This window comes from Streptomyces sp. NPDC059142 (assembly GCF_042755665.1).
Classification (GTDB): Bacteria; Actinomycetota; Actinomycetes; order Streptomycetales; family Streptomycetaceae; genus Streptomyces.
Genome location: NZ_JBHZDA010000136.1, coordinates 1 through 10,846, shown reverse-complemented (window position 1 = coordinate 10,846; position 10,846 = coordinate 1). Strand labels below are relative to the sequence as shown.

Genomic DNA, 10,846 nt, shown 5'->3' with positions numbered 1-10,846 from the left:
GCTCTGCGTGGGTGGGGCGGGGGGGGCGCGCGGGGCCGGCCGGGGGCGCTCTGGGGGTCGCGCGCCGCGCGGCCGCCGCGGGGGGGCCCCCCCCCCCGCGCCCCCCCCCCCCCCCCCTCATGTGCGAGATGCGATGCGGAGTCTGTACCGGGCACCCGGGTGCGCCGGTGGCCGATCGCGCCGGGATCAGACGGCGAGCTTGACCATGTCCGCCTGCGGACCCTTCTGGCCCTGCGAGATCTCGAACTCCACTCGCTGACCTTCTTCAAGGGTGCGGTAACCGTCCATCTGGATCGCGCTGTAGTGGACGAATACATCCGCACCACCGTCGACCGCGATGAAGCCGTAGCCCTTCTCCGCGTTGAACCACTTGACGGTGCCCTGAGCCATGCCAACTCCCCTATTACTGGCCCTTGCACGGGGCCACACTTCGCGCCGGAACGCGTCGACCGCGGCTGAATGTATCTGCCCAACTGCCCTCTGCAACAGGTCAATCGGACGAGAATTCTGGGCGTGGCCGAACACGCATAGTGCTGAATCCACTGCGTTCCGGGACAAGTCGGGCCGGGCAAAGCGTACGTACGCCGCAAAAGGCTCCAGGACTTTGCCCTCATGTTGTCGCGTTCTCGCTCGCGTACGGAGCGGGCGACAGCGGGGCGTTCCCACACTCTATCGTGCTCAACCATGTAGAACGGTCCCCTCCGCTTCTCTTGCGGAGGGGACCGGTTCCGTTACGGAGCGCGTCGGCGACGGGGTACGCCGGGCGCGCGGGCCGGGGTCAGCCGCCGGCGACCGCCGGGATGATCGAGATGCCCGCACCCGCCGGCGTGGCGGTCTCCAGGCCCTGTTCGAAGCGGACGTCGTCGTCGTTCACGTACACGTTGACGAAGCGGCGCAGCTTGCCCTGGTCGTCCAGGACGCGGCCGGCGATGCCCGGGTGGTTCGCCTCCAGCGACTGGATGACCTCGGAGAGGGTGGCGCCCTCCGCCGGGACCTCGGCCTGGCCACCGGTGTAGGTGCGCAGGATGGTGGGGATACGGACCTTGACGCTCATGGTGGGAAGCCTTTCTCGGTGTCGGTGGTCAGCTCGCGGCGAGGCCCGCGTCGCGGAACGCGTCGAGGCTCGGGCGGATGGTCGCCGTCGGGCCGGTCGTCGGCGCCACGGCGTCCAGCGTCTTGAGCCCGTCACCGGTGTTGAGGACGACGGTGGTGAGGGACGGGTCGAGCACGCCCGCCTCGATGAGCTTCTTCGTCACGCCGACGGTCACCCCGCCCGCGGTCTCCGCGAAGATGCCCTCGGTGCGCGCCAGCAGCTTGATCGCGTCGACGATCTGCGCGTCGTCGACGTCCTCCACGGCGCCGCCGGTGCGCCGGGCGATGTCCAGGACGTACGGGCCGTCGGCGGGGTTGCCGATCGCCAGGGACTTGGCGATGGTGTCCGGCTTCTGCGGGCGCACGACGTCGTGCCCGGCCTTGAAGGCGGTGGAGACCGGCGAGCAGCCCTCGGCCTGGGCACCGAAGATCCTGTACGGGCGGTCCTCGACGAGGCCGAGCTTGATCAGCTCCTGGAGCCCCTTGTCGATCTTCGTGAGCTGCGATCCCGAGGCGATCGGGATGACGAGCTGGTCCGGCAGCCGCCAGCCGAGCTGTTCGCAGATCTCGTACGCGAGGGTCTTGGAGCCCTCTCCGTAGTACGGCCGCAGGTTGACGTTGACGAAGCCCCAGCCCTCGCCCAGCGGGTCGCCGATGAGTTCGGAGCAGAAGCGGTTGACGTCGTCGTAGTTGCCCTCGATGCCGACGAGGTCACCGCCGTACACCGCGGCCATGACGACCTTGCCCTGCTCCAGGTCGTGCGGGATGAACACGCAGGAGCGGAAGCCGGCGCGGGCGGCGGCGGCGCCGACGGCGCCGGCGAGGTTGCCGGTGGAGGAGCAGGAGAGGGTGGTGAAGCCGAAGGCGCGGGCGGCCTCGACGGCGATGGCGACGACGCGGTCCTTGAAGGAGTGCGTCGGGTTGCCGGAGTCGTCCTTGATGTGGAGCGAGCCGGTGATGCCCAGTTCACGGGCGAGGTTGTCGGCCTTGACCAGCTTCGTGAAACCGGGGTTGATGTTGGGCTTCGAGGCGACATCGGCGGGGACGGGCAGCAGCGGGGCGTACCGCCAGATGTTGTCCGGGCCCTCGGCGATGCGCTTCTTCAGCTCTTCGGGGCTGCCGCTCGGCAGGTCGTACGCGACTTCGAGCGGCCCGAAACAGCTCGCGCAGGCGAAGATGGGGCCGAGGCCGAAGCGCTCTCCGCATTCGCGGCACGAGAGTGCGGCGGCGGGTCCGAGGTCGACGGTCTCGTTCGTGACGGTCTCGTTCGTACCGCTCGGGACGGTCTGCACAGCCATGGTGGCGAGGCCCTTTCTCCTCATCTTCCTCGCGACGTACTTCGCCACGAGACGGAATTGGCACCTTCCCCACCGTGACCTCGCGGTCGGCGGGAGGGTTGCCGGGACTTCAACGGGCCGTTCCCTCTGTCCCTCTGGATGAGCGCTATGGCGCCGGAGCCTGGGTCCGGTGCGTTTGTTCACGTGATGACCCCGGCATGCGGTGGTCATTCGTGTTGTTCAAGACTGTAACCGAAGGTGTGAAGGGTTGAGATAGTCGTCCGCACCGCGAGATGGATCACGTCCGGCGTGCGGCGGGCCCGGCGCCGGCGGACGAGTGACCGCACATGTCAAGGATCGCGCAGGGAGTACCGAACGTGCTGGAAGAGGTGGAGCACTGGCTGACCAGGCGTTCCTGGTCGGCGGGGGACCGTACGCTCGACCGGCTCCTGGCGGCGAAGGCGGCGCGCGGCAGCACGGTCAGCGTGGTCCTGCCGGCGCTGGACGAGGAGGCGACGGTCGGCGCGATCGTCTCCGTCGTACGGCGTGAGCTGATGGAGCGGGCCGGGCTCGTCGACGAGCTGGTGGTGATCGACTCCGGCTCCACCGACCGTACGGGCGAGGTCGCGGCGGCGGCGGGCGCGCGGGTGGTGCACCGGGACGCGATCCTGCCCCGGCTGCCCGCGCTGCCCGGCAAGGGCGAGGTGCTGTGGCGGTCGCTGCTGGTGACGAGCGGGGACATCGTGTGCTTCGTGGACGCGGACCTGCGGGAGTTCTCGCCGGATTTCGTCTCCGGGATCGTGGGCCCGCTGCTCACGGAGCCGGAGGTGCACTTCGTGAAGGCGATGTACGACCGTCCGCTGGACGGCGGCGCGGAGGGCGGGGGCGGGGGCGGCCAGGGCGGGCGGGTGACGGAGCTGGTGGCGCGCCCGCTGCTCAATCTGCACTGGCCGCGGCTGGCCGGTTTCGTCCAGCCGCTGGGCGGGGAGTACGCGGCGCGCCGTTCGCTGCTGGAGCGGCTGCCGTTCCCGGTGGGGTACGGCGTGGAGCTGGGGCTGCTGGTGGACGCGCTGCACACGGTGGGGCTGGACGGGCTGGCCCAGGTCGATGTGGGGGTGCGGCTCCACCGCCACCAGGACGACCGGGCGCTGGGGCGGATGGCGGCGGCGATCTACCGTACGGCGCAGCTCCGGCTCCAGCGGGGCCATCTCGTACGGCCGCGGCTGACGCAGTTCGAGCGGGGCGAGAACGGGTTCACGCCGCGCACGCACGCGGTGGACACGGAGGAGCGTCCGCCGATGCGGGAGATCGCGGAGTACACGGCCGGACGCGCGGCGTAACATCGGATCATCGCACCGACTATCTACATTGCTCCCTCATGGGCATGAATCTGGCGTTTTCGAGGGCTTCGGAGTTCACGCGGGTGCTGGCGCAGGCCGGGTCGACGGCCGAGCGGCTGTGGCTGCTGGGCGGGATGGCCTTCGCGCTGACGGGCGCGGGCGTGGTCGCGCTGGCCGCGGCGCGCGGGCGGCGCGACTGAGCGGGTACGGCACGGCGGCGGGCGGGGACGTCACACACACCGTACGTTTGAGCGTTTCCGCGACGGGCTAGGTTTCGCGACATGGTTACCGAGCAGTCCGCCGGCCCCGCGCCGGCCCGTGTCCTCGTGGCGTCCAACCGCGGCCCCGTCTCGTACACACGGCGCGACGACGGCACGCTGGAGGCCAGGCGCGGCGGCGGCGGACTGGTGTCGGGCCTGTCGGCGATCGGGTCGGACGACGACGCCGTCTGGGTGTGCGCGGCACTCGGCGACGGCGACCGGGAGGCCGTACGGCGTACGGAGGGCCGCCTGGACCCGGCCGACACGGGCGGGCAGCGGGTGCGGATGCTGGGCATCGACCCCGAGGTGTACGCCGCCGCGTACAACGACATCGCGAACTCGACCCTCTGGTTCGTCCACCACATGCTCTACCAGACCCCGCTGGAGCCGTCCTTCGGCCCGGAGTTCCGTGAGCGGTGGGCCGCGTACGAGTCGTACAACCGCGCCTTCGCCGAGGCGCTGGCGCAGGAGGCGGCCGAGGGCGCGGCGGTCCTGGTGCAGGACTACCACCTGGCGCTCGTCCCCGGAATGCTGCGGGCGCTCCGCCCCGACCTCAGGATCGGGCACTTCTCGCACACGCCGTGGGCGCCCGCCGAGTACTTCCGGCTGCTGCCCGACGACATCGCGGAGCGGCTGCTGCTGGGCATGCTCGGCGCCGACCGGCTGGGCTTCCTGACCTGGCGGTGGGCGGAGGCGTTCAAGGAGTGCGCGCGCTCGGTGCTCGGAGACCGGGGCCTGACGGCGCACTGGCCGCAGGACGCGGCGGCGGACGGCGGGCGCCGTCTCACCTACCCGCGCGGCGACGCCCCCGGGCCCTCCGGAGGCCGGACGTATCTCGCGGTCCACGGTCTGGGCGCCGACGGCGACTTCCTGCGCGAGCGCGCGCACCGCCCGGACGTGGCGGAGCGGATGGCGGCGCTGCGCGAGCAGATCGGCACCACCCCGGACGGGGCCGACCGCAGGACGATCGTCCGGGTGGACCGTACGGAGCTGTCCAAGAACATCGTCCGGGGCCTGCTCTCCTACCGGCAGCTCCTGCTCGACCACCCCGAGTGGCGCGAGCGCGTCGTCCATGTGGCCTTCGCGTACCCCTCCCGGCAGGACCTGGCGGTCTACCGCGCCTACACGGAGGAGGTCCAGCGGGTCGCCGACACGGTCAACGCGGAGCTGGGCACCCCCGGCTGGACCCCGGTCGTCCTCCACGTCAAGGACGACTTCGCCCGCTCCCTGGCCGCGTACCGGCTGGCCGACGTGGCGCTGGTCAACCCCATCCGCGACGGCATGAACCTGGTCGCGAAGGAGATCCCGGTCCTCTCCGAGCGGGCCTGCGCGCTGGTGCTGTCCCGGGAGGCGGGCGCGTACGCGGAGCTGGGCGAGGACGCGCTGGTGGTCAACCCGTACGACATCGACGCGACGGCCGCCGCCCTCCACGAGGCCCTGACACTGCCCCCGGCCGACCGCGCGGAGCGCGCCAAACGCCTGGCCGCCGCGGCGACGGCGCTGCCGCCGCAGCGGTGGTTCCTGGACCAGTTGGAGGCGCTGCGGGCCTGAGGTCTCCCTGGGGGCCTCGAAGTCCGGGTCAGGGGGCGGCCGTGCGGGCCACCGCCGCCAGGAAGTCCACCAGGGCCGCCGGGCCCGGGAGGACGAGGTCGGCTCGTTCGGCGAGTTCGGGGACCTCGGTGCCGCTGGCGATCAGCAGGCCCGGGTGGCCGTCGGAGCGGAGTTTCCCGACCGCCGCGTAGGCCGGCAGGTCGCCCAGGTCGTCGCCCGCGTACAGAACCGTCTCCGCGCCGGTCTCGCGGACGTGCTCCAGCAGCGCCGCGCCCTTGTCGACGCCCGGCGGACGCAGTTCCAGGACCATGCGGCCCGGTTCGACGATCAGGCCGTGGCGGGCGGCGAGGGTGGTGAGGGGTTCGCGCAGCGCCTCGAAGGCGGCCTGCGGGTCGGTGGCGCGGCGGGTGTGGACGGCGACCGCCCGGCCCTTCTCCTCGATCCAGGTGCCGTTCCAGGCACCGAACTCTTCGAGGAGGCCGGGGAGTTCGGCGCGTACGGCCGCGACGCCCTCGTGCGGGGCCGGGGCGTGGACCGTACCGGAGACGGCGTCCCAGCGTTCGGCGCCGTAGTGACCGAGGACGACCAGGTGTTCCAGGCCGGGCACACCGGCGAAGCCGCCGTACCGTACGGCGAGTTCGGCGGGGCGCCCCGTGACCACCGCGACGGAGGCGACGCGCGGGGCGAGGGCGGCGAGGGCGGGGACCGCGCGCTCGTGGGCGCGGGCCTGTTCGGGGTCGGGGACGATCTCGGCGAGGGTCCCGTCGAAGTCGAGCGCGACGACGGCGCCGCCGGGCCGGGCGAGAAGCGCGGCCAGGCCGTCGGCGCCGGCGGAGGTGGTCGGTTCCGGCAGGGAGTAAGAGTGGCTGCCCATGGTCCGACCCTATCGACGTCGGCCGCCGTACGGGCGGGAACCGGGGCCGCGTCCCGGCTCCCGGACCGCCGCCGCCCCGCCCGGCGCGGTCAGCGGAGGTCGCGGCGGGCGGCCCTGACCCTGCGGAGCCGGTTCACCGTCACCGCGTCGTGCTCGACCGCCCTCGGGTCGTCCAGGAGCGCGTTCAGGAGCTGGTAGTAGCGCGTGGGCGAGAGGCCCAGGCGCTCGCGGATCTCCCGCTCCTTGGCGCCGGGGCCCGGCCAGCCGCGCCGCTCCATGGCGAGGACGGCGCGGTCCCGCCCGGAGAGGCCCGGAGCGGCGGCCGGGTCCAGGTCGGCGGCCGGGTCCGGAGCCGGGGCGGCAGACGGGCCCGAGTCGGCGGCCGGGCCCGGGGCGGCGGCCGGGTCGGGGTCAGGGGTGGGCGGCGTGGTCATATCAGTGCCACGCTACTCGGCCGCCTCCGCCGCCGACGCGTCCCTGGCTATCTGCCCCAGCACCGCCCCCGGGCTCTGGTCGCGCTCGACCGCCCTGCCGATGTTCTTCTTGAAGCTCTCGCTCACCCGCGACCACGAGTTCTTGCCGTACGGGAAGAGCTCCGACTCCGGCAGCGCCGTCAGGAACGTCTTCACGTCCTGGTGCTCCGGGTCGGCGAGCATCGCCTCGTTGGCGCTGTAGGTGACCGGCAGCAGGTCGTACTGGCCGGAGAAGCTGAGCAGGTTCTTGTCCTGGTACGCGTAGTCCAGGAACGAGCCGATCTGCTCGCGGTGACCGTTCTGCTTGAACGCCATGATCCAGTCGGCGACGCCGACCGACGCCTTCGCCGGGCCCTTCTCGGCGGGCAGCGGCACCATGCCGACCTTGATGCCCCGCTTCACCGCGTCCTTCATCAGCGTCGGATGGCCGTTGAGCATGCCGACCTGGCCGCTGGTGAACGCCTTGAAGGCGGTGGCCCGGTCCAGCTTCCCGGGCGCGACCGGGCCGGTCAGCCCCGGGCCGACGAGGTTCTTCTTGAGCCAGGTGAAGGTGGCGACGTTCACCGGCGAGTCGATGCTGTACGAGCCGTCGGCGTTGTCCGTGACCCCGCCCCCGCCGCTCAGCAGCCACATCAGCGCCTCGCCCTGCGCCTCCTCGGTGCCGAGCGGCAGCGCGAACGGGGTCGTCACGCCGTCCGCCTTCAGCGCCTCGGCCGCGGACCTGATGTCGTCCCAGTCCTTCGGGGCGCTCAACCCGGCGGACGCGAACAGCTCCTTGTTGTAGAAGAGCAGCCGGGTGGAGGCGATGAACGGCATCCCGTACTGAATGCGGTTGACCTCGCCGGCCTCGGAGAGCTGGTCGAGGAAGTTCGCCTGCGTGGGTACGGAGAGCAGATCGTCGGCCGCGTAGAGCTTGTCGTCCTTGGCGTAGTCGGAGTACGAACCGACTTGCGCGATGTCGGGGGCCTTGCCCTCCGCGACCATCCGCGCGACATCGGAGTCGATCGTCTTCCACGGCCGGATTTTTATGTCGATCTTGATTCCGGGATGGTCCGCCTGGAAGGAACTCGCCACGGACTCCCAGTAATTCACGGAACTGTCCTCGGAGTTGGTGCCGTACTCCGCGGCGACCACCTTGAGCGTGACATCTCCGCCGCCCGAGGTGTTCGCGCACCCCGCCAGCGCCACCGTCATACCGAACGCGGCCAGCGCCGCCGTCGCGGCCCGCTGACCGCGATATCCCTGAGGCCGCTCTCGTACAGGTCGCACAGGTCCGTTCCCCGCCTTTGCTGTTTCTTGTTGTTGCGCGTAAGGCCCCCGACCGGTCCCCCGTGACGCACTGCCGCCGACTGCCGGTTTCGATCAGTCGGGTATCGAGCAAGCGATTTTCCCCCATACAAAGGTTTGAGGTCTACGGGGCGGCGGTTGCGCTTCCGCAACGCCCGATATCCCCGGTCCACACCGGGTGAATGTTCTGTTCTTTTGTATGGAGCGGCAACAATCCGGGCCCACCAGGGGCGCGACCCGCAGGCGCCGGGCGTAGTGGACTAGACCTTTCACGGGTTCACACGCGACACTGTCCCCGTGAGATCCGACAGGCATGCCAGACACGTCATCGCCCTGGATGTGGGCGGCACCGGGATGAAGGCCGCCCTCGTCGGCGAGGACGGCGCGCTGCTGTACGAGGCGCGGCGCGCCACCGGCAGGGAGCGCGGCCCCGAGGCCGTCGTCGAGACCATCCTCGCCTTCGCCGCGGAGCTGCGCGCGTACGGCGCCGGGCACTTCGGGGGGAGCGCGGCGGCCGCCGGGGTCGCCGTGCCCGGCATCGTCGACGCCGAGCGCGGGATCGCCCGGTACGCCGCGAACCTGGGCTGGCGCGACCTGCCGCTGCGGGACCTGCTCGGGGCGCGGCTGGGCGGCGTACCGGTGGCGCTGGGCCACGACGTGCGCACCGGCGGCCTCGCGGAGGGGCGGCTCGGCGCGGGCCGGGGCGCGGACCGCTTCCTGTTCGTGCCGCTGGGCACCGGGATCGCCGGGGCCATCGGCATCGACGGCGCCATAGAGGCGGGCGCGCACGGCTCGGCCGGCGAGATCGGCCATGTCGTGGTGCGCCCGGACGGCCCCGCGTGCGGCTGCGGCCAGCGCGGCTGTCTGGAGACCCTGGCGTCCGCCGCCGCGGTGACCCGCGCCTGGCGGGCGGCGAGCGGCGACCCGGAGGCGGACGCCGCGGACTGCGCGCGGGCCGTCGACTCCGGCGACCCGGCGGCGGTACGGGTGTGGCACGACGCGGTCGACGCGCTCGCCGCGGGCCTGATCACCGCGCTCACCCTGCTGGACCCGCGCACCCTGATCATCGGCGGCGGGCTCGCCGAGGCCGGGGACACCCTGTTCACGCCGCTGCGCCGCGCGGTGGCGGACCGGATCACGTTCCAGCAGCTCCCCGAGATCGTCCCCGCGGCGCTCGGCGACACGGCGGGCTGTCTGGGGGCCGGGCTGCTCGCCTGGGACCTGGTGGGCGTGGACGCGGCGGCCCCGAGGACCCCGGCCCCCGCCGGCTCCCCCTCCGCTCCTTCCGCTCCCGCCCCGCACGCGCAACCGTCCGACACCCCGTCACTCGCCCCGGAGGTAACCGCCTGATGGCCGCTCGCGACAGATCCGCCGTACGCGCCGAACCCACCGTCCTCACCGGCGCCCGGGTGGTGCTGCCCACCGGGACCGTGGACGGCGGGCGGGTGATCGTCCAGGACGGCCGGATCGCGGGCCACGCCCCGGCGGACGCCGCCACCCTGGATCTGACGGGCCACTGGCTCGTCCCCGGCTTCGTGGACCTCCACAACCACGGCGGCGGCGGTGCCTCCTTCACCTCCGGCTCCGTGGACGACGTACTCAAGGGCATCCGCACACACCGCGAACACGGCACCACCACACTCGTGGCCTCCGCCGTCACCGGCGAGATGGACTTCCTCGCCCAGCGCGCCGGACTCCTGTCCGAACTGGTCGAGCAGGGCGACCTCGCCGGGATCCACTTCGAGGGCCCCTTCATCTCCCCCTGCCGCAAGGGCGCCCACAGCGAGGCGCTGCTGCGCGACCCGGACCCGGCCGAGGTGCGCAAGCTGATCGACGCGGCGCGCGGCACGGCGAGGATGGTCACGCTCGCCACCGAACTCCCGGGCGGCATCGACTCCGTACGGCTCCTGGCGGAGCACGGCGTGATCGCCGCGATCGGGCACACGGACGCCACGTACGAGCAGACCGTCGAGGCCATCGCCGCGGGCGCGACCGTCGCCACGCACCTCTTCAACGCGATGCCGCCGCTCGGCCACCGGGCGCCCGGACCGATCGCCGCGCTGCTGGAGGACGAGCGGGTCACCGTCGAGCTGATCAACGACGGGACGCATCTGCACCCCGCCGCCCTGGAGCTGGCGTTCCACCGCGCGGGCGCGGACCGCGTCGCGTTCGTGACGGACGCGATGGACGCCGCGGGCTTCGGCGACGGGCGCTACCAGCTCGGCCCGCTCGCCGTCGACGTGACGGACGGGGTCGCCCGGCTGGTGGACGGCGGCTCGATCGCGGGCTCGACACTGACGCAGGACACCGCTTTCCGGCGGGCCGCCACGGTGGACCGGCTGCCGGTCGAGGACATCGTCCGGGCGATCTCCGCGAACCCGGCGAAGCTGCTCGGCGCGTACGACCGGATCGGTTCCCTGGAGCCGGGCAAGGACGCCGACGCGGTGGTGCTGGACGCGGACTTCGCCCTCAAGGGCGTGCTGCACAAGGGAGAATGGGTGGTCGACCCCCGCGTCGGCTGACCCGGCGCGGGTACGGAGCGGAACGGAAGCGGTCGGTCCGGGGGCTGGGCCAACCGCTTTCTTTTTGACATGATCGCTCCGCCGGGGGGGGGGGGGGGGCCGGGGGGGGCCGCGCCGGGCCGCGGGGCGCGCCCCCCCCGCCCCCCGCCCCCCCGCCCGCGCCGGCGCCC

General features: G+C 72.6%; 11 protein-coding genes and 1 riboswitch. Of the genes, 5 read left to right on the top strand and 6 right to left on the bottom strand.

Annotated elements, in window-relative coordinates; all coding sequences use genetic code 11:
- Positions 1-186: 186 nt before the first annotated feature.
- From ACFXPK_RS30560 to thrC, 3 genes are all read right to left on the bottom strand, one after another.
- Positions 187-390, bottom strand: coding sequence for a cold-shock protein (locus ACFXPK_RS30560; protein ID WP_005315736.1), 204 nt, complete (start codon positions 388-390; stop codon positions 187-189).
- A gap of 388 nt (positions 391-778) precedes the next feature.
- Entirely contained in the window at positions 779-1,054 is a 276-nt protein-coding gene (locus tag ACFXPK_RS30555; protein WP_385007531.1) for a ubiquitin-like small modifier protein 1, read from the bottom strand.
- Between the two features lie 28 nt (positions 1,055-1,082).
- Positions 1,083-2,390, bottom strand: a complete 1,308-nt coding sequence (gene thrC / locus ACFXPK_RS30550) for a threonine synthase (RefSeq protein WP_385080359.1) — start codon at positions 2,388-2,390, stop codon at positions 1,083-1,085.
- A 17-nt stretch (positions 2,391-2,407) separates the two neighbouring features.
- Positions 2,408-2,535, bottom strand: a riboswitch (SAM riboswitch).
- A gap of 211 nt (positions 2,536-2,746) precedes the next feature.
- On the opposite strand from thrC, the gene ACFXPK_RS30545 reads away from it, so the two are divergent.
- The 3 genes from ACFXPK_RS30545 (at position 2,747) to ACFXPK_RS30535 (ending at position 5,520) form a co-directional block, all read left to right on the top strand.
- Positions 2,747-3,709, top strand: coding sequence for a glucosyl-3-phosphoglycerate synthase (locus tag ACFXPK_RS30545; RefSeq protein WP_385007535.1), 963 nt, complete (start codon positions 2,747-2,749; stop codon positions 3,707-3,709).
- 38 nt (positions 3,710-3,747) lie between these two features.
- Positions 3,748-3,909, top strand: a complete 162-nt coding sequence (locus ACFXPK_RS30540) for a hypothetical protein (RefSeq protein WP_385080357.1) — start codon at positions 3,748-3,750, stop codon at positions 3,907-3,909.
- 81 nt (positions 3,910-3,990) lie between these two features.
- Positions 3,991-5,520, top strand: a complete 1,530-nt coding sequence (locus ACFXPK_RS30535; RefSeq protein ID WP_385080355.1) for a trehalose-6-phosphate synthase — start codon at positions 3,991-3,993, stop codon at positions 5,518-5,520.
- 28 nt (positions 5,521-5,548) lie between these two features.
- On the opposite strand, the gene otsB is transcribed toward ACFXPK_RS30535, so the two are convergent.
- The 3 genes from otsB to ACFXPK_RS30520 all read right to left on the bottom strand — a co-directional run bounded on the left by otsB (position 5,549) and on the right by ACFXPK_RS30520 (position 8,061).
- Positions 5,549-6,394 (bottom strand): trehalose-phosphatase, encoded by an 846-nt coding sequence (otsB, locus tag ACFXPK_RS30530; RefSeq protein ID WP_385002297.1) that lies wholly within the window; start codon positions 6,392-6,394, stop codon positions 5,549-5,551.
- Positions 6,395-6,483: 89 nt separating this feature from the next.
- The gene (locus ACFXPK_RS30525) at positions 6,484-6,828 is read right to left on the bottom strand and encodes a DUF3263 domain-containing protein (RefSeq protein WP_385080352.1); all 345 of its coding nucleotides are present in this window, start codon (positions 6,826-6,828) and stop codon (positions 6,484-6,486) included.
- A gap of 12 nt (positions 6,829-6,840) precedes the next feature.
- The gene (locus ACFXPK_RS30520) at positions 6,841-8,061 is read right to left on the bottom strand and encodes an extracellular solute-binding protein (protein ID WP_385080365.1); all 1,221 of its coding nucleotides are present in this window, start codon (positions 8,059-8,061) and stop codon (positions 6,841-6,843) included.
- A gap of 447 nt (positions 8,062-8,508) precedes the next feature.
- On the opposite strand from ACFXPK_RS30520, the gene ACFXPK_RS30515 reads away from it, so the two are divergent.
- The gene (locus tag ACFXPK_RS30515; protein ID WP_385080363.1) at positions 8,509-9,504 is read left to right on the top strand and encodes an ROK family protein; all 996 of its coding nucleotides are present in this window, start codon (positions 8,509-8,511) and stop codon (positions 9,502-9,504) included.
- Positions 9,504-10,676 (top strand): N-acetylglucosamine-6-phosphate deacetylase, encoded by a 1,173-nt coding sequence (nagA, locus tag ACFXPK_RS30510; RefSeq protein ID WP_385002303.1) that lies wholly within the window; start codon positions 9,504-9,506, stop codon positions 10,674-10,676. The genes ACFXPK_RS30515 and nagA overlap by 1 nt, the downstream gene beginning before the upstream one ends.
- The last annotated feature ends 170 nt before the right edge of the window (positions 10,677-10,846 follow it).